Genomic DNA, 22,247 nt, shown 5'->3' with positions numbered 1-22,247 from the left:
TATTTTTGATACGGCTAAGAGGGGGGCATCCACTTTAAGATGCATTCTGTAACTTTTTAACAGAGTTACCGTCAAATTCATAAATAGAAGTGTTTCAAGGGGGCCTTTCATTGTTGAAAAAAGTATTTATTATGAGTATTTTGTTTGTACTTTTGCTGGCAGGCTGCAGCGGGGGGATGTCACAGGAAAATAGTAAGATGAGTTCTGAAGGTGATATGAACTCTGCTGCTGACATGGAAAATGTAAATGAGGAAAATAGCTTTTCAGAAGATGAAAAACAAGTTGCTGACGCTGGAGAGAAACCGGAAGCAGAGGGACAGTCCGACAAGGGTGCGGATGAATCGGCTGCTCAGCGGATGGTCGTCTATAATGCTGAAATGGATATCAGGGTTAAAAATTTTGAAAATGCGCGAAGTGCCCTTGAAGAAAAGGTCAAGCGTTACAATGGCTATATAGTACAATCTGATTCGAACCGTTATGATGACGAGCAGCAAAGTGGCACGATGACATTCAGAATCCCACAGGAACATTTCCAGGCATTCTTAACTGACGCCGAAGGTCTTTCTGTTCAAGTTAACAATCGCCGTGTGAGCGGTCAGGACGTTACTGAGGAGTATGTAGACCTGGAATCCAGGTTAAAATCGAAAAGAGCTGTCGAAGCCAGATTACTTGAGTTTATGAAAGGGGCTCAGAAAACAGAGGATCTCTTGAAGATTTCATCGGACCTGGCAGATGTTCAGGAACAGATTGAACAAATAGCGGGAAGGAAGAAATACCTCGAAAACCAGACGGCACTTTCAACAGTTACCATCACTCTGCAAGAAAATGAAGTGCCAGTCCCGAAAATAGATAACGACAGCTTGAACACCTGGCAAAAAATTAAAAAGCAGTTTGCTGATAATATCAACATCCTGCTGGCGGCAGGCTCAGGAATCATTGTTTTCCTTATTGGCAACCTCCCTATCCTCATAATTGTAGGAGTGATTGTGGCTGCCATCATATATTTTGTCAGAAAGAAAGCTGTGCAAGGACAAAATAATAATGTAGATTCCGATAGCTGAGGATAAGAAGTGCAAGTGCCTTGATAGGTTAGGCTGCTGAACAGGGGTAGGAAACACTTGTAATGACTCACAACGAAATTGTGTTTTCCTGAACAAGGCGTCAAAAAAACCGTTGCGACACTCGCAACGGTTTTTCTTTTAAATCTCCATAATGATCGGCAGGATCATTGGACGGCGTTTTGTTTTTTCGTAGAGGAAAGGTGCAAGCGTATCAGTGATTTCGTTTTTGATTTCTGACCACTGAGTTGTTTTTCTTTCCATTACTTTATTTAAGTGCTTATTGATCAGGCTTTGTGCGTCGTTGATCAGGTCGCCAGATTCGCGCATATAGACAAACCCGCGTGAAATCAGGTCAGGACCTGCAGCAATCTTGAATTCCTTCATATTGATGCTAACTACTACAACAACAAGGCCTTCCTCGGACAGGATTCGGCGGTCGCGAAGAACAATGTTCCCGATATCGCCAACTCCACTTCCGTCAATGTAGACATTGCCGGAAGGAATCTTCCCGGCTACGCCAACCTCGTTATCGCCAAGAGCAAGTACTTCACCGTTATCCATGATAAAGCAGTTCTCTTTAGCAACTCCACAATCAGTAGCGAGTTTCGTATGCATCTTTTGCATGCGGTACTCCCCGTGGATTGGCATAAAGTATTTCGGTTTGATCAGACGAAGCATCAATTTCTGCTCTTCCTGACCACCGTGTCCTGAAGTATGGATGTCATTCAATGAACCGTGGATAACATCTGCACCTGCACGTGACAGCATGTTGATTGTCCTGTTAACGCTGATGGTATTACCAGGGATCGGAGAAGACGAGAACACTACTGTATCGCCAGGCTGAATTTGGATTTGGCGGTGTGTACCGTTCGCAATCCTTGATAAAGCAGCCATTGGCTCGCCCTGGCTTCCGGTACAAAGGATTGTTACCTGGTTGGCAGGGAGTCTGTTGATTTGCTGTGCTTCAATGAATGTATCCTTTGGCGCAGTGATATAGCCAAGTTCTTGTCCGATATTGATCGCTGATTCCATGCTCCGTCCGAATACGGCAACTTTTCTGCCGTTTGCGACCGCAGCTTCAACAACCTGCTGTAAGCGGTGGATATTGGAAGCGAAAGTAGCAAAGATGATCCGTCCATCCACTTTTCGGAAAATATCATGAATGCTTTCGCCAACACGGCGTTCAGACATCGTGAAGTGCGGAACCTCGGCATTTGTACTGTCCGAAAGTAAGCAAAGGACACCTTCTTTGCCAATTTCAGCCATTTTTGTCAAATTGGCTGGTTCACCTACCGGTGTAAAATCAAACTTGAAATCGCCTGTGTGGACAATTTGGCCAGGAGGCGTTTTCACTACTACACCATATGAATCGGGAATACTGTGTGTTGTTCTGAAGAAAGTGACCGAAGTTTTACGGAACTTGATAATGTCGTCTTCCTTGATTTCGATCAGCTTCGCTTTTCGCAACAAACCGTGCTCTTCAAGCTTGTTTTTGATCAGGCCGAGTGCCAGCTTGCCGCCATAGATTGGAACATTGATTTCGCGCAGCAAATAAGGGATACCGCCGATGTGGTCCTCGTGGCCATGGGTAATGAACAGGCCCTTAATTTTGTCTTCATTTTTTACCAGGTAGGAATAGTCGGGGATAACATAATCGATACCCAGTAATTCATCTTCTGGGAATTTTATGCCGGCATCGATCAGGATGATTTCATCCTGGAACTGCACCCCATAGGTATTCTTGCCGATCTCGCCTAGTCCACCGAGCGCGAAAACGGCTGTTTGGTCATTTTTAACGAATTTCATAAATTATTCGATCTCCAATACTTCAAAGTTTTCTTTTTGTTTCTCATACTCAAAATAGTTACCCTCAACTGCCTCGACATATTCAATATTATATTGGCGATCAGCTATTTTTGTCCTTACATCTCTTTCAGTGTCGGCTTTCACATAAATGGTTTGTGTTTTTTCGCGAACTGGTACTTGCTTGTTGGATTCCTGGAAGTAAACTTTAAAAATCATTAAAAATCTCTCTCCTTAAATTAACTTTTTCTATTTTATAGGCAATTTCCGATGACACATTTTGCAGAGTTATGCGATTCCCTGCCTGGGATATACCAAAGGTAGACGAACTGATTTTGTAGGTAAAGCATAACTCTGTCAAAACAATAAACGAAATCCGCCATATATAAAAATTAACAATGTCACCATTGTTATTATCCATCGTGCCATGTTTTTCCGCTATTAACCAATTTACAATAAGGAAGGAGCCCTTCGCAAGTTTGAAGGGCTCAAAAAGTTAAGCGATTGTTTTTTTTCGAAGCAAATCTTTCCACTGTTTTAAAAGCTTCTTTCTTAGCTTCTTTAACATAGTGGATCATCTCCTTAGTTCTTATTTTAAACTATCCTTGTCCAAAGTAAAGTAAACAAGGAAAAGTTTAACTAAGATTATTTTTCAAATTCCTATCTTTTTGTTTATATTATATGATGAAATAGCAAATTTTTTCATGGGTATTGATGGAATGACACAAATTGTCATTGTTTTGACACAGATTTAGACTTCTTATTTCTGTACATGCACGCAACGATTTGGTAGACTACCGGGATTACATAATACAGCTCAATAAGTAAGAAAATAATTTAATCATAGCATCGAAGGAGAAGATCATGAGCAAAATCGTATTTTTTGATATAGATGGTACACTGTTGGACCATGATAAAAATCTGCCGGATTCTACAAAAGAGGCAATTGTTACATTAAAAAATAATGGGGTTTTTGTAGCCATTGCTACAGGGAGGGCTCCATTTATGTTCGAATACCTGAGAGAAGAGCTGGAGATCGATTCTTTTGTAAGTTTTAACGGACAATATGTTGTGTTTGAAGGGGAGCCAATCAGCCAGAATCCATTGAATAATGGAAAGATAGAAGAACTTTATTTTGAAGCTGCAGATAAGGGCCATCCAGTCGTTTTTATGAACAATATGACGATGAAATCATCAGTGAAGCACCACGAATACATTGAAAAAAGCCTGGGTGACCTGAAGTTCGCCCATCCTGAACATGATGACCGATTTTATGTAGATCGGGACCTCTACCAAACGCTATTGTTCTGCGAAGAAGGCCAGGAAAAGTATTATAGGGAGACCTATCCTGAGTTTAACTTTATCAGGTGGCATCCATACTCTGTTGATATTCTGCCAGCGGGAGGGTCTAAAGCGGAAGGAATCAAGAAGATGGTGGAGCGATTAGGTTTCAAACGGGAAGATGTATACGCTTTTGGTGATGGGTTGAATGACCTTGAGATGATTCAAGCAGTCGGTACAGGGGTTGCCATGGGCAATTCTGTTCCTGAATTGAAGAAACTCGCTAATATGGTTACCCGGGATGTAGATGACGATGGAATCTGGCACGGTTTGAAAGAGCTGGATTTGATTTAGAATAAAGCTCTTTTCTCAAACTTTGTTGCTATTGACTACAAAATAGGATTGAATGGCCTATTTTTATTCGAAAAGTTGATTCTTTTGTGAGAAAAGAGCATGCAAACTAAATACCGACCTGCAAAATGGCTTACATTACGTTAAAATCGGCTTTAGGATTTTAACAACAATCTTTACGAAAACAGGTTTGAGCGGGATGCAGGAAAAGCTGTCAAGAAACCCCCCGGAATTATGACATGTTGACGGTGTAATAATGAAAAGCTGTCAAGAAACCGTGATTATTATGACATGTTTGAGCCAAAAACCTGAAAAGCTGTCAAGAAACCGTGGTAATTATGACAGGTTTAAGCCCATTTAGAGAAAAAGCTGGCAAAAATGTACCGGAATAAAGACAGGTTCGAATCAAACCAGAGGAAAGCTGTTAAGAAAACATCGCAATTTAGACAGGTTAACAGGGTGAAACCGGAAACCTGTCATAAATGACTTTGATTTAGCTTATGCCTTCAATGTTATTAAAGTGGTTAAAGCCACAAAAAAGCCGAATCTCAGGATTCGGCTTTTATCTTTCAACTGGTTTTGCATCGGGAATTTCTGTATATGGATCTTGTTTATTGATGTGGTCGTAAAACATGATGCCGTTTAAATGATCGATTTCATGCTGGAAGACAATCGCTGGCAGGCCTTTTAGGCGAAGTTTTACTTCATTTCCTTCAAGATCTATTCCTTTTACGGTTATCCTGGCATATCTCGGCACATATCCAGGGATCGACTCATCAACTGACAGGCATCCTTCACCGGCTGCAAGGTAGGAACGTTCCACTGAATGGCTGATGATTCTTGGGTTGAAAAGGGCATGGCTCAATAAATTATCTTTTTCGTCAGTTACATGAACAGCAATCATTCTTTTCGATACATTTATTTGTGGTGCAGCAAGACCGATTCCGGGACGGAGCCCATTTTTTTGGGCAACTTCTGGGTCCTGGCTGTTTTTAACATATTCAATCATGCTTTCAAGCACTTCCTTATCTTCCTGTGAAGGGGGCATAGGAACCTCTTCCGCGACTTTTCGGAGCACGGGATGTCCATCACGGACGATATCATTCATCGTCAACATTAACTTCACCTCTAGTATGTAATAATGTTAAGTCTAACAAATGAACAGTAAAAAGTTAACTAGAAATGTTAAAAGAGAGAGGGACTTGCCCTCCCTCTTTCTTAACTGCATAAGAAAGCATTTAGCCTTAAGATTGGTGTCCAGCTCCAGCGCTAGCCAGTTTTCATCTCTGCTTGTGCTACTTCCGAGTATCTTGCGAGAAGCGTTAGCTTTGCGCAGCTCGAGTCGTTTATCTAGTGTCGCCTCCTAAAAACTCCGAAACTTCAACTCCGCCGGCAGAAGCAAAAAGCGCTTCTTTGGCGGAGTCTCCAGTTTCTGCGTTTCTGGGCAGTCGGCTATACTTTTCGATTTCGGTCCTGCAAATGAAGTCAAAGAGCGACTTCATCGGCAGGCCATCCGTGGCACACGATATGCTAGACCCGCCAGCCACAGGACGTGGCGTTATAGGCGGGCAGCGCTTATCGGGGTTGACCAAGGCGCTTACGCTATTACTAATTAAAACTTCCAGCAGGCGCAGCCAACAATAATCAGAAGGATGAACAATACGACAATCAAAGCGAATCCACTACCATATCCTGCTCCTGCAACAGGATAACCACATCCATATCCGTAACCGTGCATCAGGAAAACCTCCTCAATTGTGTTTTTCGCCCTTAAATCGGTCGATTGCTATAGCCTATGCAAGAGAAAAATATAGGTATAGGCTTAAGCCTAGAGCATAAACAGCCAGAGGTAGGTATATATATAGGGTAAGGACAAGCATACGCCACTTCCAGTCTTAACAATTCATCCCGCGAATTTTCATATCTGTTGTCAAATCTCGCCGCAATCGCTATAGTAAAATTGGTATTAATGAGGAGGTTATTATTTTGTCCATAGTCAAAAAAATAAGTTTAGCTATTATTATGATGGCTGGAGTTTTCAGTCTAGCTGGGTGTCTGGACAAGCAATCACCAGAAGAGAAGATGTTTGAAGCACTTGAAAAGGTTGTTTCAATTGAAAAGGGGTTTGAGGACCAGCAGGACCCACTTGTTGAGCTGGAAAAGAAGGAAAAAGAGATTTATGAGAAAATCATTTCACTTGGAATGAAGGAATATGATCAAATTGTGAAGCTGGCAGATGAGGCGCTTGCTTTAGCTGACAAACGCGCAGAGCATATTGAGAAAGAAAAAGAAAGTATAGATGAATCCGAAAAAGAGTTTGGGAAAGTAGATGAAATCATCGAGGAAATTGATGACGCAAACCTAAAGAAGCAGGCAACTGAACTGCAGGCAACTATGAAAGAAAGATATGAAACCCACGATAAGCTGTACGAAAATTATAAAAAAGGCCTTCAATATGACAAAGAGCTTTATGAAATGCTTAAAGATAAGGAATTAAGCTTTGAAAAACTTGAAGAACAGATCAATAAAGTGAATGAAGTATATGAAACTGTCTTGAATGACAATCAGGAATTCAATGATAAGACAGACCAGTATAATCAAGAGAAGATGGATTTTTACAAAAATGCTGGAATAGAAGTTAGTTCAAATCAGGAAAAATAATGAGTGAGAAGTGAGCCGCTTTGAGATTAAGCGGCTTTTTTTGTTGCTTGGAAGAAAGTCCATTTTAAAGAGGCCGGGTACATATCCATGGAAATTAACGATATATGCCTTTTAAATACCCTTTTACAGCACTAATACAGTCTGAATTAAAAGTAATTTATTATAGTACAGTAATTAATAAAAAGTAATACAGTTGTTTTTCTGAGATAATAACATACAGATAGTGAATAAAATTAAAAAAGATGAAACATAGTATTTGACGGACTTATTTTGGTGATGTAAACTAAAAAACGAATGAGCGGATTGTATTACTCTATTTTTCTTTTCCACTGATACAGAATTTCTGGTGCTAGAATGGAGAAATAAAAGTTTTTTTATGGTGGATCTGTGGAAAACTAAAGAATGGTGTGTTCATATGGTGTTCCAGGTACGAGCTGTTTTATAAAACTCTCTTGAAGCAATCATAAACCCCTAAGAAAAAACAATTCAGCTCTGACAGGTATTTAGAAACCCGGGGAAGTTTATCCTGATATTGGGTAACCTATTTTTGTATATTCAATTTAAAATTCATGAAGTATGAAAGGAAGAGGTGGCTCTGATGGCATCTAAAACAAAAAACAACACTGTTGATGCAATGAAGCAGCTCGAAAAGATTGAAAGCCAATTTGAGATGTTCCAGATTTTGAATGAAGAGGGCGAAGTCGTAAATGAAGCGGCTATGCCTGAGCTTTCTGATGAGCAATTACAAGAATTAATGAAGCGCATGGTTTATACAAGGATTCTGGACCAGCGTTCAATTTCATTGAACCGCCAAGGACGTCTGGGATTCTATGCTCCTACAGCAGGACAGGAAGCTTCCCAGCTTGCATCTCAATTCGCACTTGAGAAAGAAGATTTCATCCTTCCGGGATATCGTGATGTGCCGCAAATGATCTGGCATGGACTTCCGCTTACGCAAGCTTTCTTATTCTCACGCGGACACTTTAAGGGTAATCAAATTCCTGAAGGTGTAAATGTCATTTCACCACAAATCATCATTGGTGCACAATATATCCAGGCAGCAGGTGTAGCACTTGGAATGAAGAAACGCGGAACAAAAGCGGTTGCTGTTACTTACACAGGTGATGGCGGTTCTTCTCAAGGTGACTTCTACGAAGGTATCAACTTTGCAGGTGCATACAAAGCTCCGGCAATCTTCTTCGTACAAAACAACCGTTTCGCCATTTCTACTCCAGTAGAAAAGCAGACTGCTGCAGAGACAATTGCTCAAAAAGCAGTTGCTGCAGGTATCCCTGGTATCCAGGTTGACGGAATGGACCCGCTTGCTGTTTACGCTGTAACTCTTGAAGCACGTAAGCGCGCAGTTAATGGCGAAGGCCCTACATTGATCGAAACAATGACTTACCGTTATGGTCCTCACACAATGGCTGGTGATGACCCAACTCGTTACCGTACATCCGATCTGGACAATGAATGGGAAAAGAAAGATCCACTAGTACGTTTCCGTAAATTCCTGGAGAAGAAGGACCTGTGGACTGAAGAAATGGAAAACGAAACAATCGAACAAGCAAAAGAAGAAATCAAAAACGCTATCAAAGAAGCGGATGATACTCCTAAGCAAAAAGTAACTGACCTTATGGAAATCATGTATGATGAAATGCCAGACTACTTAAAAGAGCAATATGAAATATATAAAGAGAAGGAGTCGAAGTAAGCCATGGCTCAAATGACAATGATTCAAGCAATTACAGACGCTCTTCGCGTAGAGATGAAGAACGATCCAAACGTACTTGTATTCGGGGAAGACGTAGGCGTAAACGGCGGTGTATTCCGTGCTACTGAAGGCCTGCAAAATGAATTTGGTGAAGACCGTGTATTCGATACACCTCTAGCGGAATCAGGTATCGGCGGATTGGCAATTGGTCTTGCGCTGCAAGGCTACCGTCCAGTTCCTGAAATCCAATTCTTCGGCTTTGTCTTCGAAGTTATGGATTCTATTGCAGGGCAAATGGCTCGTATGCGTTACCGTTCAGGCGGCCGCTACAGCTCACCTGTTACGATCCGTTCGCCATTCGGGGGAGGCGTACATACTCCAGAAATGCACGCTGACAGCCTTGAAGGAATGGTCGCACAGCAGCCTGGCCTAAAAGTCGTAATTCCTTCAACTCCTTATGACGCAAAGGGATTGTTGATTTCTTCAATCCGCGATAATGATCCAGTCATTTTCTTAGAGCACATGAAGCTTTACCGCTCTTTCCGTCAGGAAGTACCAGAGGAAGAATACACAATCCCTCTAGGGAAAGCAGATGTTAAGCGTGAAGGGAAAGACCTGTCCATTATCACTTATGGCGCTATGGTCCATGAATCATTAAAGGCAGCAGAAGAACTTGAAAAAGAAGGATACTCTGTAGAAGTAATCGATTTAAGAACTGTAATGCCTTTCGATATTGAAACAATCATCGCTTCTGTTGAAAAAACAGGAAGAGCGATAGTCGTGCAGGAAGCTCAAAAACAAGCTGGTATGGCCGGACAGATTGTTGCAGAAATCAATGATCGTGCAATCCTGAGCCTTGAGGCACCAGTATTGCGTGTGACAGCTCCAGATACAGTTTTCGCATTCTCTCAAGCAGAATCTGTATGGCTGCCTAACTACAAAGATGTAATTGCAACAGCCAAAAAAGTACTTACGTTCTAAATTAAATACTGAAATTAATAAGGTTGAAAAACTTAGGAGGGTGAATTCCATTGGCATTCCAATTTAAGCTGCCAGACATCGGTGAAGGTATTCACGAAGGTGAAATAGTCAAATGGTTCGTAAAACCTGGCGATAAAGTTCAGGAAGACGATGTACTTTGCGAAGTGCAGAATGACAAAGCAGTAGTAGAAATTCCTTCACCTGTAGCTGGTACAGTCGAAGAGGTTTTAGTAGAAGAAGGAACAGTAGCAACAGTAGGACAGGTTCTTGTAACCTTCGACGCTCCTGGCTACGAGCACCTTAAATTCAAAGGTGAAGAAGAAGATGCACCTGCTGAACAGCCTAAACAGGAAAAGACAGAAGCCCAGGTTCAATCTACTTTAGAATCCGGACAAAAAATCGAGAAAGAAGCAGCAGATGCTCCTGCTCCTGCAGGCCAGACTGGTGCTGGCGCAGCAGCTGCACCACAAGCAGAGGTTGACCCAAACCGTAATATCGTGGCAATGCCATCTGTCCGTAAATATGCACGTGAAAAAGGCGTTGACATTCGTCAGGTTGCTGGTTCAGGCAAGAATGGCCGCATCGTGAAGGATGATATCGACAGCTTCCTAAGCGGAGGTGCTCCTGCAGCAGCTGCACCACAAGCAGATCAAGCACAGGCAGCACAAACTGATGAGGCACCTAAAGCTGCAGCGGCTCAGGCGATTCCAGAAGGACAATACCCTGAGACACGCGAAAAGATGAGCGGAATCAGAAAAGCGATTGCTAAGGCAATGGTTAATTCCAAGCATACAGCTCCACATGTTACACTAATGGACGAAGTGGATGTAGCAAAGCTTGTCGCTCATCGCAAGAAGTTCAAGGAAGTAGCTGCAGATAAAGGAATCAAGCTTACATTCCTTCCTTATGTGGTAAAAGCATTAACAAGTGCATTGCGTGAATATCCAGCATTGAACACATCATTAGATGATGCTACAAGCGAAATCGTTCACAAGCACTATTACAATATCGGAATTGCTGCGGACACGGAAAAAGGCTTGCTTGTTCCAGTCGTAAAAGAAGCTGACCGCAAATCCGTATTCTCAATCTCTAATGAAATTAATGAGTTAGCTGGTAAAGCTCGTGACGGAAAGCTGTCACCTGATGAAATGAAGGGTGCTTCTTGCACAATCACGAACATCGGCTCTGCTGGCGGACAGTGGTTCACTCCAGTCATCAACCATCCGGAAGTAGCGATCCTCGGTATCGGACGCATTGCTGAGAAGCCAGTTGTTAAAGATGGTGAGATAGTTGCCGCTCCTGTATTGGCGCTTTCCTTAAGCTTCGATCACCGAATGATTGACGGCGCTACTGCACAGCATGCATTGAACCACATCAAGCGCCTGTTGAACGATCCAGAACTATTGTTAATGGAGGGGTAATAAATGGTAGTAGGAGATTTTCCAATCGAAACTGATACTCTTGTCATTGGTGCCGGCCCTGGCGGATATGTGGCAGCGATTCGCGCTGCCCAGCTAGGCCAAAAAGTAACAATCGTGGAAAAAGCAACTCTTGGCGGAGTGTGCTTGAACGTGGGATGTATTCCTTCAAAAGCTTTGATTTCTGCAGGACACAGATTCGAAAACGCTAAGCATTCTGAAGATATGGGTGTCAAAGCGGAAAACGTTACGCTTGATTTCTCTAAAGTTCAGGAGTTTAAGGCTGGAGTAGTTAAAAAACTTACAGGCGGCGTTGAAGGTTTATTGAAAGGCAACAAAATCGATATCGTAAGAGGCGAAGCGTATTTCGTCGATTCCAATACGATTCGTGTTATGGATGAAAATTCAGCACAGACATATACATTCAAAAATGCAATCATTGCGACGGGATCCCGTCCGATCGAAATCCCAGCTTTCAAGTACTCCAAGCGCGTACTTGACTCAACAGGAGCACTTAACCTCCAGGAGCTTCCAAAGAGCATTGTTGTTATTGGCGGCGGGTACATTGGTACTGAGCTTGGCGGAGCATACGCAAGCTTTGGCACTAAAGTAACGATTCTTGAAGGCGCAGACGAAATTCTTAATGGATTCGAAAAGCAGATGTCAGCATTAGTAAAACGAAACCTTAAGAAGAAGGGTGCAGAGATCATTACTAAGGCACTTGCGAAAGGTGTTGACGAGACTGACTCTGGCGTAACAGTTAAGTATGAAGCAAACGGTGAAGAAAAGAATATCGAAGCAGACTACGTTTTTGTCATGGTAGGAAGAAAGCCTAACACGGACGAACTAGGCCTTGAGCAGGTAGGCATCGAGATGTCTGATCGCGGCGTTATCCAAATCGACAAACAGTGCCGTACAAGCGTAAGCAACATCTATGCGATCGGTGACATTGTCGAAGGGCCGCCACTAGCCCATAAAGCTTCTTACGAAGGTAAAATTGCTGCTGAAGCAATCGCTGGACATCCTTCAGAAATCGACTACCTGGCTATTCCGGCAGTTGTCTTCTCAGATCCAGAATTAGCATCAGTAGGCTACTCTGAAAAAGAAGCGAAAGATGCAGGCATTGATATTAAAGCATCTAAGTTCCCATTCGCGGCAAATGGCCGTGCACTATCACTTAACCAGACAGACGGCTTCTTGAAGCTGATCACACGTAAAGAAGATGACATTGTCATCGGTGCGCAGATTGCTGGACCTAATGCTTCTGACATGATCGCAGAGCTTGGATTAGCAATCGAAGCAGGCATGACTGCTGAAGACCTTGCAATGACAATCCACGCTCACCCAACTCTCGGTGAGATTACGATGGAAGCTGCAGAGGTAGCACTTGGTAATCCGATTCATATAGTAAAATAATATGAATAGCGTAAGCGCCTTGATCAGCCCCGAAGCGTCTCGAGCTGCTCAAAGCTAACGCTTCTCGCAAGACACTCGAGAAGCTCTAGCAGGGATGAAAACTGGCTAGGCGCAGGAGCTGGACAATTCTCAAATTGAAAAGTTCTTCCTGATTTTGAATTAAAAAAAGTCCTTTCCATCAGGAAAGGACTTTTTTTATTCATTATTTAAAACTGCTGATAATGGTTCGATGATCTGGTCCTTTGTAACATTGCCATTCACATTGGCAAGGACCTGGTCCTGATGGACAATCAGGATGGCAGGAAATTGTTTTACCTTAAAAAGGTCATAGTATTTATTGGCATTGGCAGCAGGAATGACAACAATATCATCGAATGCGGAAGGGTATTCTTTCTTTAATTCTATAATAGCATCATAATAGGATGCTTCCTGTCTATAGTTCTCATCATCAGAAAAGAAAACGACTTGTTTAATATCTCCATTGAGCTCCAATTCATCTGAATCGTTGACTGGGTTGCAAGAAGCCGTGAGAAATAGGAACGTTGCGACAAAAACAAAAGACAAGCTTTTCATTTATCTTTGCCTCACTTTTTTTCGGAATGTTGTTTCACCATGTAACTGTTTGTCCATATTCTATCATAGCAATTTCCAAAAGAATGGAATGTTATTGATTTGTTACATAATTGAAAAATATCCTAATCATCAGGACATATACTAGTAAAAAGATCTGAATGTTTAACCTAACGTGACTTGGGAATAAGATAATTTAGACATGGTGGTGGAGGGTTTGAAAGTGTATGCAGTTATGCTGCTTCAATTCATTATCTGGAGTGGGTATACCTTAATAGAATGGCTATCCAAACACGATCATCCGATTTATAATGGTATTATGTTCTTGGTATTTTTCTATTTAGCCATAATAATCGGCAATCATATAATGAAATCCACAAGGAAAACATTTCTTATAACGGTTTTGAGCCTGGCTATTTATGGGTCGATTCATATGACAATGTCCTTTATTTCCTGAAAAACTGAGCATGTAAAAAATTATAATCCATCAGCTTTGTCAGCAAAGATATACCAGCGGGAGGGGAAAGTCTTGAAAAAAACAATAGTATCAGTGATAGCTGCTTCGGCTATTTTAGCCGGGTGCGGGGCTGCAGAAGAAGCACAGAAGCCAATAGGCACCAGTGAAGAACAGCAAGAACAAATCCAGAAAGATGAAAAAGCCGCGGAGGAAAAGCCGGAAACAGAAGCTGCAGAACCAGCGGAGAAACCAGCTGAAGATGAAAAAAAGAGCGAAGAAGTATTACAGGCATCACCACAATATAGGATGAAAGGCGATTTTTCTATCCAAAATATTGACAACCCTGATGAAAAAATTGTTTTATTGACAATTGACGACGCTCCGGACAAAAATGCTCTTGAGATGGCCAAAACTTTAAAAGAATTAAATGTAAAAGCTATCTTTTTTGTAAATGGCCACTTCCTTGACACTCCAGAAGAAGGGGAAGTGCTAAAGCAAATTCATCAAATGGGCTTTCCAATTGGGAACCATACATATAATCACAAATCGTTAAGGGATTTATCCGAGGAACAGCAAAGGAAAGAAATTGTAGATCTTAATGACAGGGTTGAGGAACTGATTGGTGAAAGGCCGGAATTCTTCAGGGCTCCATTCGGAATGAATACTGACTACAGCAAGCAGCTGGCCGCAGAAGAGAAAATGCTGCTAATGAATTGGACCTATGGTTATGATTGGGAAAAGGATTATCAATCAAAGGAAGCTCTTGCGGATATTATGGTGAATACGCCTTTACTCAGGAATGGAGCGAATTTACTGATGCATGACAGACAGTGGACAAGCACAGCGCTGGGGGATATCGTAAAAGGCCTGCAAAATAAAGGATATAAAATTGTCGATCCTGAACTTATCGAAACTCCTGCAAATAAAGAAACGGCTGCCCAGTAGCAGCCGTTTTTGATGTTTTAAACAAAAATTTTTCTCGTGTATTTTATGTAACCTTTATTTACGTGGATAGAAATACATGACTCTTCCATTAAATAAATGAAGTTCGCCCTGCAATTTTTTACCGATGAATTTACTGAATTCATTTGCTTTTCCTTTATCCCCAGCTGTCGCTGTTGGAGGAAGTGTAATTTGTATGTATGATTGTTCGCGTTCTGTCCCGTCTTCGTCGACAACTGTTTCTTTATCAACGCCGATTAGTACTGCATTATAACGATCTTGGGATGATTGCAGATAGAACCATGTGCCTTTCCCATCCTCTTTTTCCTTCAGATCATAAGGAAATGCTGAATTTTCATAATTCCAATCAACCTGGTCACCTGTTTTAGCAGTTATTTCCTTATAATAATTAAATAAATCCTTTAGTTCTTCAGTGGAAATGGCTTGCTGAGATGATGATGGAACAAGTTTAATATAAGCATTACTAGACATCGTCCAATCCCCTTTTCCTATCTATTCTTCACCATTTTATCACTCCTGAAAAACCATTGACAATAGAATAAAAGCTTTTTAGCTTTCTATACACTTGCCTTTTTGTCAAAAATAAATTATAATAATATTCTAAATATTTAATTAAAAAGGAGGAGGCATATGGAACTATTCGAAAAGCTTTATGATGAGCATGAAAAGGTTCACGTCAGGTTTGTGGGGTTTACTACTAATGACACTCGTTATGACTTTGGGATTGTCTCTACCAACATGTTTTTCGGAAAACCTCTGGTAGTCTGCATGCAGACGGGGCGTTCAGCACTCCTCGACCCTAAGGACATTGAAGACGTAGAATATTTGCAGAAAGCATTCCATATTACAGAAGTCCGGCAGGCTGAGGACCTTGCATTATTTTTCAAAGAAGAATTGCCGACAGCCCCGTTCCAGACTCAATACGAATAAGCGGGAGACGAGAGCAGGCCAAAAAGGCCTGTTTTTTAGTTTCTTAGGAATTGCCATGATGACAAGTTAACCCATGAACAACAGCGATTTAACTTTTGTGCAAATAGTGTCATACTAATTGTTTTTATTTCTTATATAATGGGTACATAAAATAAAAATCACCTCTTAAAAAGAAAAAGTGTTATACAATTTAGGCTTGAAATCTTAATAGTGTTATATTATTATATAATTAGAAATGATGAAGCGCTTTCAAAAATCAAAACGAAAAGGAGATTGAAAAGATGGGCACAATCGTTTGTCAAACTTGCAATGCTACAATTGACCATTTCGAAGATGAGAAAGTAACGGTATTATATTCAAAAAAATGCAACTGCTGCGACCATGAAGGTGCAGAGGAAAGATAAGAATAGATGAAAGGGCATGCAAAGCTGCATGCCCTCTTTTTTTACAAGATAAGAAACAGTAAATTTTCACTTCGAGAATTGTCCATCTCCAGCGCCTAGCCCCTCGAGTCGCACCAGTCCGCCCAATGAAGTCAAAGAACGACTTCACTGGGCGGACCTCCAGCGCTTGTCGGGCTGAACAAGACGCTTGCGCTTTTCTTATCTGATTGCTTTGTGTTCCTTGATCACCCTGAAGGATTTTAGTTCATCATCTTCTGGGCCTTGCACAGGGAGGCCGGCCTCCATATTGGTCTTTATATATACAAGGTTTTCTTCTGTAATGATTTCTCCTGGAATGAAAATTGGAATCCCTGGTGGATACACCATTACGAATTCTGCTATGATTCGTCCCTCTGACTCCTCTACAGGCACAACTTCGGTATCGGCGTAGAACGCATCCCGAGGTGTCAACGCCAGTAACGGGATATCCGGAAGCATAACTTCAGCATGCACCTTTTCGGCAAGGTGGTGAAATTCTTTAGAAAGTTCACGTAATGCCTGAACTAGAATTTCAGCTTCTTTTTGTGTGTCACCAGGGGTGATGATGCAAAGGATATTATACAAATCTGAAAGTTCTACTTCGATATTGTATTTCTCGCGAAGCCATTTTTCGACCTCGTATCCAGTAATATTCAGGTCTTTGATGCTGATGAGTACTTTTGTTGGGTCAAAATCAAAGGTTGCATTCGTGCCAAGAAGGTCTTCGCCAGGGCAGTAAAGATGTTCAATTTCGTTTACCTGACCGCGAATCCATTGCGCCAGCTTGATCGTCCTGTCGATGATGTCCCTTCCTTCAATAGCAAGTCTTCTTCTCGCTGTATCCAGTGATGCGAGCAAGAGGTAAGAAGTGGAGGTAGTTGTCAGCATACTGATGATTGATTGAACACGCTTAGACGATACCAAACCTTCCTTTACATTCAGGATCGAGCTTTGCGTCATTGATCCGCCAAGCTTATGGACGCTTGTTGCAGCCATGTCAGCTCCTGCCTGCATGGCTGAAAGCGGAAGATCCTCATGGAAGTGGATATGGACCCCATGGGCTTCATCCACCAGAACTGGAACATCGTAAGAATGAGCAAGTTCAACGATTTTTTTTAAGTCAGCTGCAAAGCCGAAATACGTTGGGTTGATTACAAGAAGACCTTTTGCATCTGGATGCTGTTCCAGTGCCCTTTCGACTGAGTCAGTTGAGATTCCATGAGAAATTCCGAGCTTCTTATCAATCTCAGGATGGATGAAGATCGGAATGGCTCCAGAAAAAACAATAGCCGACATAATTGATTTATGAACGTTCCGGGGAACGATAATCTTATCTCCAGGTCCGCAGACAGTCATGATCATGGTCATGATCGCGCCGCTTGTTCCTTGTACTGAAAAGAAAGTATGATCAGCGCCAAATGCTTCAGCGGCAAGTTCCTGTGCCTGCTTGATGATGCCTTTAGGGGAATGCAAGTCATCAAGGGGGCCGATGTTGATCAAATCAATGGACAGGGCATTATCACCAATAAACTCTCTGAACTCGGGGTCAATCCCGCTCCCTTTTTTATGGCCGGGAATATGAAACTGAATCGGATTCTTTTCTGCGTGCGCTAATAGGCTTGTAAACAACGGTGTTTCTTTTTGTGACAATTGACGATCACACCTCTTTAATGTATTGGATTTCCTTGTTTATAGGTTATGATTAACTTTTGAAAAAATAAAACACATGCATTATAGCACTAATCAAGGTGTTTGCAAAGAAATTCAAAATATGAAGAAAAACTCCAATCCAGCATAAAGAAAACAGGAAATATGGCTCCTATAATAGAAGTATTAAAGAAACAGCATTTGGAGGAGAGGGAATATGAACTGGAATACAGATGTAACGAACCTTTTAGGCATACAATACCCGATTGTCCAGGGAGGTCTTGCGTATCTGGCTTATTCAGAATTGGCCGCAGCTGTATCAAATGCAGGGGGACTGGGTCAAATAACAGCAATGTCACTCCCAGATCCTGAGGCATTAAGAAAAGAAATACATAGGTTGAGAATGCTGACTGACAAGCCATTCGGAGTTAATTTTGCCATCGGGCAGCATGGAAGGCCGTTTTCTCATTTTCTGGCTATTGCTATAGAAGAAAATGTTCCTGTTATTTCGATGACAGGGGGAAACCCTGCACCGATTTTTGACCAGTTAAAAGGGACCGACATTAAAAAACTTGTCCTTGTAGCAGCGAAAAGGCAGGCACAGAAAGCGGAGGAGCTGGGTGCAGATGCAGTGATGGTTGTCGGTCAGGAAGGCGGCGGACATTTAGGGAAGAGTGATATAGGAACGATGGTGCTTATTCCATCAGTTGTAGATGCAGTGAGCATACCTGTTATCGCTTCAGGTGGTATTGGTGATGGAAGAGGTCTGATGGCAGCGTTGAGCCTTGGAGCACAAGGGATAGAAATGGGTACACGCTTCATCGCTACCAAAGAATGCGTCCATGCAAACGAGCTGTACAAGCAGAAGCTTGTGGAAGGCACCGAAAATGATACCACAGTTATAAAAAGGACGCTCGGGATGCCAGCAAGGGCGATTGCCAGCCCATTGACGGAAAAGATCCTCGAAATAGAGAAACAAGGCGGAGGTTATGAAGAATTAAAAGAGTTGATCAGCGGAAGCGCGAACCGTAAGTATATATATGAAGGGGATGATGAAAATGGCTTTGGCTGGGCTGGCCAGGTGATGGGATTGATTAAAGACTCCCCTTCAGTGGCGGAGCTTTTCGGCAGAATCATCAAAGAAGCCGAAGAAATAAGAACAATCTGGAGTAAGTAAGGCCCGATTTTCTTGCGATCCATTACAAATACCTGTAAAATCGATAAACATACAAAGGGTGCCCAGGAGCAGCCGGGGCATAGCACAAAAAGCAGGTGAAATAATGGAATACCAGTATCCAATAGACTACACATGGTCAACAGATGAAATTGTCGATGTTATTCATTTTTATGAATGCATTGAAAAGGCTTATGAAAAAGGAATTGAACGAGATTCATTACTTGAAGCATACCGACGCTTTAAAGAAATCGTGCCTGGAAAGGCCCAGGAAAAAACACTATTCAATGAATTTGAAGAAGTGAGTGGCTATGTACCATACCAGGCAGTAAAAGCAATTAAAGAAACCGGCTCAGGTGAAAAGGTTAAAGTAGTTCAGAAAAGAAAAAAATAAGAATCAGATAAATTTGGAGAAAGAGCCCATGCAAAATGGGCTCTTTCTTTTGTCCAGCTCCGGCTCCTATTTCCTCAAGACGCTTGTCTAATGTCGCCTCCTGGACAGTCGGCTATACTTTTCGATTTCGGCCCTGCCACTGAAGTCAAAGAACGACTTCACTGTCAGGGCCTCCGTGGCACACGATATGCTAGACCCGCCACCCACACGATGTGGCGTTTCAGGCGGGCAGCGCTTGTCGAAAATGGGCAGTCGCCTACGCATTTCAAGGTTTATGCCAATTTATATAGGGGTAATATTTCTTTAAATACCAACTCAATTTTGGAAAGCATTTCATCACCGCTTAGTTTGACGGATTCTTCGCGGGGAATGTTCAGACCGCATAGGATTTCAGCTTTTTTAACGGTTTGCAGGCGCTTGAACATGGAAAGAAGTTCTTCCTTTGAAAGCTTACTGTGAACAGTGGCTTCAGGCTTCATATGGTCGATTGACCAATAGAAATCCTTTGGGGTGCTGGTGTAGATGGAATCGATATTCTCTTCGAGTTTTTTACCGATCGCTTCCTTCTCAGGTGCTTCGTAAATTACAGCAAACCAGATAAAGACGTGGGTTTCCCACAATCCTATCTGAAAATGGGGGAGCATCTTATATCCTCTGGAGTTGCTGGCGAACGCTACCCACGTATCTTTAGGCGGATTCTTCGTTCTCCTTGCATGTTTTGCGACATGGTAATGCATCTCATCGCCTGCAATGCTTGAGAGCGTTGGAGCGAAGTATTGGCCGAGGTCTTCCAGTTTCGGGCGGATCTGGGATTTTAAAGCCTCCATTCGTTCATCAAGGCCGTCTATTTTAAAAACATTGAAATCTGCTTGTTCAAATCCTGAAAATGACAATATAAAAACCTCCTAGTACTTTGTCAAATATTGTAGCAAAATCTTTATGAAAAAAGAAGCGACAGGCATTTTTCAGAGTTATGGGTATACGCACAAATTTGTACCACTGCCAGCTGAAAATTCATACAATAAATAAAAAACCAGAAATTAATAGAGGAGTGTAAATTAATGAAACAACTGATAAACTCAACAAGAAAAAGAAATGGCGAACTCCAACGAACTGCTGTACTGCGTTTGGAAATGGATTATGAATTAGCTACCCTTTTTGACGCAATGTCAGACTCTGATAAACCGAAAATGAAAGAATGCAAACAGAAACTCGAAAGAATTCGACAAGAATTATTACGATTAAAAGCTCTGTAAGAGATAAAATGTTCTGCGGAAGAAGAAGGTAAGTGTGATGACAATAATGGAAATCTGCAGCAATCAAGACCCTTGACGAACTCCTGTAAAATTGATGGAGTTCGTTTCTTATGTAATAACGACCACTAAAATGCCGCAAATGAAGGAACAGCTGCAAAAATAAACATGAAAAAGTGTGTTTTAAATGTCTCAGCTGGCCGTTGCGGAATGAATGAATAAGTTATTTAATATCCTAATCGGCGGTATTATTGTAGCAATGAATTATAAGGTAATCATAATGCTCTGTCAGTAACCCATTGCGAAAAATCATTTTCATCCTGGAATTTTGCATGTTATATAGTTGCCGCGGGTAATCCTAATACTTGATGATATTGAACATTATCCGATAAGCTTAAATAGATTCCTAAAGCTTGATTGATCGTAAAAATATATGAACGGGGGAAAGCTGAATGGAATATAACCTGAAAGAAATTGATACATATGCGAAAAGCTGGATCAAGGAAGCCGGTGAAAATATCAGGGCTTCTTTTCCGAAGACTTTAAATGTTACCTCAAAATCAAATCCGAATGACCTGGTTACAGATATTGATAAAGGGACAGAGCAATACTTTATCGAAAAGATTAAAGGTACCTATCCTGAACATCGCATCATGGGCGAGGAAGGGTACGGAGACGAAGTAACTTCTTTATCAGGAGTCGTCTGGATCATAGACCCAATCGATGGGACAATGAATTTTGTTCACCAGCAGCGCAATTTTGCGATTTCTATCGGCATTTATATTGATGGGGAAGGAGTGATCGGACTCATCTATGATGTGGTCCACGATGAACTCTATCATTGCGTCAAAGGGAATGGTGTTTATTTAAACGAAAAAACAATTCCGGAACTTACAGATGCAAAGGTGAGTGAAGCAATTATTGCTCTTAATGCTACCTGGGTGGCCCCTAATAAACGAATAGATCACGAGATGCTCATTCCCCTGGTAAAAGACGTAAGAGGGACACGTTCCTATGGATCGGCGGCCATGGAAATGGTATATGTCGCTACTGGGAGAATAGATGCCTATATGACTCCTAGGCTTGCACCTTGGGACATTGCTGCCGGCATCATCATGATTAAGGAACTTGGTGGAGCAGCTACGGACCTTAGGGGAGGAGAGCTGGATTTGCTTCAGCAGAGCTCTTTGTTTGTATCAAAGCCAGGCCTGCACAGGGAAATACTTAGAAATTATCTAAAGGATGGAAAATGGTGATTTTAACCTGTCGGCCATTTGAAAATGTGGATTTCGTGTTTTTTCAGGAATTAATATCCACTAGCTCAAAATGGAGAAAAAATGAGTTGAGGAGCTTGTCTTTAGAAGAGTATATGGAACATTACGAAGGTTTTTCAGGTGAATGGAGGGTTTGGGAAAAGGCAGGAATTCCTGTGGCAATTTCCTATCATGTGAAATCGGCTCCCTCCAACCAAAAACCGTGGCTTGGCACCATATTGGTGAAAGCGGAGGAAAGAAGGCGGGGAATTGCATCAGCCATTATGAACCAGCTCTCTGATGAATTTAAAGTGAATGGTCAAAAAGCTGTTTTTGCCGCTGTTCCCATCGATGAATATGAATGGTCCAACTTCCTTACAGACTGCGGCTTTGAACAATTCAAAACAGAAGAAAACAAGGGCGAAACCTTTTTGATCATGGTCCGCCCTTTAGAATGACCGGCTGGAAACCCAGCCGGTCCTACTATTAAGAAAAGAA

General features: G+C 41.8%; 24 protein-coding genes. 15 read left to right on the top strand and 9 right to left on the bottom strand.

Going from position 1 to position 22,247, the window contains the following annotated elements; translation table 11 throughout:
• Positions 1-110 precede the first annotated feature (110 nt).
• A complete protein-coding gene (locus tag J7E35_RS04890) occupies positions 111-1,061 on the top strand; it encodes a DUF4349 domain-containing protein (protein WP_251009441.1) in 951 nt (316 codons plus the stop codon).
• A 138-nt stretch (positions 1,062-1,199) separates the two neighbouring features.
• On the opposite strand, the gene rnjA is transcribed toward J7E35_RS04890, so the two are convergent.
• The gene (gene rnjA / locus J7E35_RS04885; RefSeq protein WP_214777474.1) at positions 1,200-2,867 is read right to left on the bottom strand and encodes a ribonuclease J1; all 1,668 of its coding nucleotides are present in this window, start codon (positions 2,865-2,867) and stop codon (positions 1,200-1,202) included.
• A 3-nt stretch (positions 2,868-2,870) separates the two neighbouring features.
• Positions 2,871-3,083 (bottom strand): DNA-dependent RNA polymerase subunit epsilon, encoded by a 213-nt coding sequence (locus J7E35_RS04880; RefSeq protein WP_214777472.1) that lies wholly within the window; start codon positions 3,081-3,083, stop codon positions 2,871-2,873.
• A 645-nt stretch (positions 3,084-3,728) separates the two neighbouring features.
• On the opposite strand from J7E35_RS04880, the gene J7E35_RS04875 reads away from it, so the two are divergent.
• Positions 3,729-4,499: a Cof-type HAD-IIB family hydrolase gene (locus J7E35_RS04875; RefSeq protein ID WP_214777470.1), complete on the top strand. Its 771-nt coding sequence runs from the start codon at positions 3,729-3,731 to the stop codon at positions 4,497-4,499.
• Positions 4,500-5,058: 559 nt separating this feature from the next.
• Here the strand turns inward: J7E35_RS04875 and def are convergent.
• From def to J7E35_RS04860, 3 genes are all read right to left on the bottom strand, one after another.
• Positions 5,059-5,613, bottom strand: coding sequence for a peptide deformylase (gene def, locus J7E35_RS04870; protein WP_214777468.1), 555 nt, complete (start codon positions 5,611-5,613; stop codon positions 5,059-5,061).
• Between the two features lie 229 nt (positions 5,614-5,842).
• Positions 5,843-5,998: a hypothetical protein gene (locus tag J7E35_RS04865; protein WP_214777466.1), complete on the bottom strand. Its 156-nt coding sequence runs from the start codon at positions 5,996-5,998 to the stop codon at positions 5,843-5,845.
• A gap of 110 nt (positions 5,999-6,108) precedes the next feature.
• On the bottom strand, positions 6,109-6,234 hold the full coding sequence (locus J7E35_RS04860) for a YjcZ family sporulation protein (protein ID WP_214777464.1): 126 nt from the start codon (positions 6,232-6,234) through the stop codon (positions 6,109-6,111).
• 248 nt (positions 6,235-6,482) lie between these two features.
• Here J7E35_RS04860 and J7E35_RS04855 point away from each other — a divergent pair, with 248 nt between their 5' ends.
• The 5 genes from J7E35_RS04855 to lpdA all read left to right on the top strand — a co-directional run bounded on the left by J7E35_RS04855 (position 6,483) and on the right by lpdA (position 12,686).
• Positions 6,483-7,157: a YkyA family protein gene (locus J7E35_RS04855; RefSeq protein ID WP_214777462.1), complete on the top strand. Its 675-nt coding sequence runs from the start codon at positions 6,483-6,485 to the stop codon at positions 7,155-7,157.
• Positions 7,158-7,755: 598 nt separating this feature from the next.
• On the top strand, positions 7,756-8,871 hold the full coding sequence (gene pdhA, locus J7E35_RS04850) for a pyruvate dehydrogenase (acetyl-transferring) E1 component subunit alpha (RefSeq protein ID WP_214777460.1): 1,116 nt from the start codon (positions 7,756-7,758) through the stop codon (positions 8,869-8,871).
• 3 nt (positions 8,872-8,874) lie between these two features.
• Positions 8,875-9,852: an alpha-ketoacid dehydrogenase subunit beta gene (locus tag J7E35_RS04845; protein WP_041965621.1), complete on the top strand. Its 978-nt coding sequence runs from the start codon at positions 8,875-8,877 to the stop codon at positions 9,850-9,852.
• Between the two features lie 50 nt (positions 9,853-9,902).
• Positions 9,903-11,273 carry a dihydrolipoamide acetyltransferase family protein gene (locus J7E35_RS04840; protein ID WP_214777458.1) on the top strand — a complete coding sequence of 457 codons (1,371 nt, stop codon included), beginning with the start codon at positions 9,903-9,905 and terminating at the stop codon, positions 11,271-11,273.
• A 3-nt stretch (positions 11,274-11,276) separates the two neighbouring features.
• Positions 11,277-12,686 (top strand): dihydrolipoyl dehydrogenase, encoded by a 1,410-nt coding sequence (gene lpdA / locus J7E35_RS04835; protein ID WP_214777456.1) that lies wholly within the window; start codon positions 11,277-11,279, stop codon positions 12,684-12,686.
• Positions 12,687-12,881: 195 nt separating this feature from the next.
• Here the strand turns inward: lpdA and J7E35_RS04830 are convergent, their stop codons facing one another.
• Positions 12,882-13,259: a small peptidoglycan-associated lipoprotein gene (locus J7E35_RS04830; protein WP_214777455.1), complete on the bottom strand. Its 378-nt coding sequence runs from the start codon at positions 13,257-13,259 to the stop codon at positions 12,882-12,884.
• 526 nt (positions 13,260-13,785) lie between these two features.
• On the opposite strand from J7E35_RS04830, the gene J7E35_RS04825 reads away from it, so the two are divergent.
• Positions 13,786-14,658, top strand: a complete 873-nt coding sequence (locus J7E35_RS04825) for a polysaccharide deacetylase family protein (protein WP_251040749.1) — start codon at positions 13,786-13,788, stop codon at positions 14,656-14,658.
• A 54-nt stretch (positions 14,659-14,712) separates the two neighbouring features.
• Here J7E35_RS04825 and J7E35_RS04820 read toward each other — a convergent pair whose 3' ends face one another.
• The gene (locus tag J7E35_RS04820; RefSeq protein WP_214777454.1) at positions 14,713-15,147 is read right to left on the bottom strand and encodes a DUF1885 family protein; all 435 of its coding nucleotides are present in this window, start codon (positions 15,145-15,147) and stop codon (positions 14,713-14,715) included.
• Between the two features lie 159 nt (positions 15,148-15,306).
• Between J7E35_RS04820 and J7E35_RS04815 the strand changes: the two genes are divergently transcribed.
• Together J7E35_RS04815 and J7E35_RS04810 are read left to right on the top strand one after the other, a co-directional pair.
• Positions 15,307-15,606, top strand: coding sequence for a DUF3055 domain-containing protein (locus J7E35_RS04815; RefSeq protein ID WP_214777453.1), 300 nt, complete (start codon positions 15,307-15,309; stop codon positions 15,604-15,606).
• Between the two features lie 281 nt (positions 15,607-15,887).
• A complete protein-coding gene (locus J7E35_RS04810; RefSeq protein ID WP_023615067.1) occupies positions 15,888-16,010 on the top strand; it encodes a GapA-binding peptide SR1P in 123 nt (40 codons plus the stop codon).
• Between the two features lie 198 nt (positions 16,011-16,208).
• On the opposite strand, the gene J7E35_RS04805 is transcribed toward J7E35_RS04810, so the two are convergent.
• The gene (locus J7E35_RS04805; protein ID WP_214777452.1) at positions 16,209-17,678 is read right to left on the bottom strand and encodes an aminotransferase class I/II-fold pyridoxal phosphate-dependent enzyme; all 1,470 of its coding nucleotides are present in this window, start codon (positions 17,676-17,678) and stop codon (positions 16,209-16,211) included.
• 214 nt (positions 17,679-17,892) lie between these two features.
• On the opposite strand from J7E35_RS04805, the gene J7E35_RS04800 reads away from it, so the two are divergent.
• Positions 17,893-18,852: an NAD(P)H-dependent flavin oxidoreductase gene (locus J7E35_RS04800; RefSeq protein WP_214777451.1), complete on the top strand. Its 960-nt coding sequence runs from the start codon at positions 17,893-17,895 to the stop codon at positions 18,850-18,852.
• A gap of 103 nt (positions 18,853-18,955) precedes the next feature.
• Positions 18,956-19,243, top strand: a complete 288-nt coding sequence (locus tag J7E35_RS04795; protein WP_214777449.1) for a UPF0223 family protein — start codon at positions 18,956-18,958, stop codon at positions 19,241-19,243.
• A 272-nt stretch (positions 19,244-19,515) separates the two neighbouring features.
• Here the strand turns inward: J7E35_RS04795 and J7E35_RS04790 are convergent, their stop codons facing one another.
• Entirely contained in the window at positions 19,516-20,136 is a 621-nt protein-coding gene (locus tag J7E35_RS04790) for a YktB family protein (protein ID WP_214777447.1), read from the bottom strand.
• 168 nt (positions 20,137-20,304) lie between these two features.
• On the opposite strand from J7E35_RS04790, the gene J7E35_RS04785 reads away from it, so the two are divergent.
• The 3 genes from J7E35_RS04785 (at position 20,305) to J7E35_RS04775 (ending at position 22,207) form a co-directional block, all read left to right on the top strand.
• Complete coding sequence (locus J7E35_RS04785) at positions 20,305-20,499, top strand: hypothetical protein (protein WP_214777445.1); 195 nt, start codon at positions 20,305-20,307, stop codon at positions 20,497-20,499.
• 449 nt (positions 20,500-20,948) lie between these two features.
• Complete coding sequence (locus tag J7E35_RS04780; protein ID WP_214777443.1) at positions 20,949-21,752, top strand: inositol monophosphatase family protein; 804 nt, start codon at positions 20,949-20,951, stop codon at positions 21,750-21,752.
• A 113-nt stretch (positions 21,753-21,865) separates the two neighbouring features.
• The gene (locus J7E35_RS04775; RefSeq protein ID WP_214777441.1) at positions 21,866-22,207 is read left to right on the top strand and encodes a GNAT family N-acetyltransferase; all 342 of its coding nucleotides are present in this window, start codon (positions 21,866-21,868) and stop codon (positions 22,205-22,207) included.
• The last annotated feature ends 40 nt before the right edge of the window (positions 22,208-22,247 follow it).

The sequence above is a fragment of the Bacillus sp. ISL-45 genome, assembly GCF_018613195.1.
Taxonomy (GTDB): domain Bacteria; phylum Bacillota; class Bacilli; order Bacillales; family Cytobacillaceae; genus Mesobacillus.
Note: the sequence above shows the minus strand (reverse complement) of the source record. Positions and strands in the feature narration are given on the sequence as shown.

Coding starts and splice junctions, on each gene's coding strand:
- J7E35_RS04865 (WP_214777466.1), bottom strand. CDS start 5,998: ATGAAGTCGCTCTTTGACTTCATTTGCAGGACCGAAATCGAAAAGTAT.
- J7E35_RS04875 (WP_214777470.1), top strand. CDS start 3,729: ATGAGCAAAATCGTATTTTTTGATATAGATGGTACACTGTTGGACCAT.
- J7E35_RS04820 (WP_214777454.1), bottom strand. CDS start 15,147: ATGTCTAGTAATGCTTATATTAAACTTGTTCCATCATCATCTCAGCAA.
- J7E35_RS04845 (WP_041965621.1), top strand. CDS start 8,875: ATGGCTCAAATGACAATGATTCAAGCAATTACAGACGCTCTTCGCGTA.
- J7E35_RS04785 (WP_214777445.1), top strand. CDS start 20,305: ATGAAACAACTGATAAACTCAACAAGAAAAAGAAATGGCGAACTCCAA.
- J7E35_RS04780 (WP_214777443.1), top strand. CDS start 20,949: ATGGAATATAACCTGAAAGAAATTGATACATATGCGAAAAGCTGGATC.
- J7E35_RS04830 (WP_214777455.1), bottom strand. CDS start 13,259: ATGAAAAGCTTGTCTTTTGTTTTTGTCGCAACGTTCCTATTTCTCACG.
- rnjA (WP_214777474.1), bottom strand. CDS start 2,867: ATGAAATTCGTTAAAAATGACCAAACAGCCGTTTTCGCGCTCGGTGGA.
- def (WP_214777468.1), bottom strand. CDS start 5,613: ATGTTGACGATGAATGATATCGTCCGTGATGGACATCCCGTGCTCCGA.
- lpdA (WP_214777456.1), top strand. CDS start 11,277: ATGGTAGTAGGAGATTTTCCAATCGAAACTGATACTCTTGTCATTGGT.
- J7E35_RS04800 (WP_214777451.1), top strand. CDS start 17,893: ATGAACTGGAATACAGATGTAACGAACCTTTTAGGCATACAATACCCG.
- J7E35_RS04860 (WP_214777464.1), bottom strand. CDS start 6,234: ATGCACGGTTACGGATATGGATGTGGTTATCCTGTTGCAGGAGCAGGA.
- J7E35_RS04795 (WP_214777449.1), top strand. CDS start 18,956: ATGGAATACCAGTATCCAATAGACTACACATGGTCAACAGATGAAATT.
- J7E35_RS04815 (WP_214777453.1), top strand. CDS start 15,307: ATGGAACTATTCGAAAAGCTTTATGATGAGCATGAAAAGGTTCACGTC.
- J7E35_RS04810 (WP_023615067.1), top strand. CDS start 15,888: ATGGGCACAATCGTTTGTCAAACTTGCAATGCTACAATTGACCATTTC.
- J7E35_RS04775 (WP_214777441.1), top strand. CDS start 21,866: ATGGAACATTACGAAGGTTTTTCAGGTGAATGGAGGGTTTGGGAAAAG.
- pdhA (WP_214777460.1), top strand. CDS start 7,756: ATGGCATCTAAAACAAAAAACAACACTGTTGATGCAATGAAGCAGCTC.
- J7E35_RS04880 (WP_214777472.1), bottom strand. CDS start 3,083: ATGATTTTTAAAGTTTACTTCCAGGAATCCAACAAGCAAGTACCAGTT.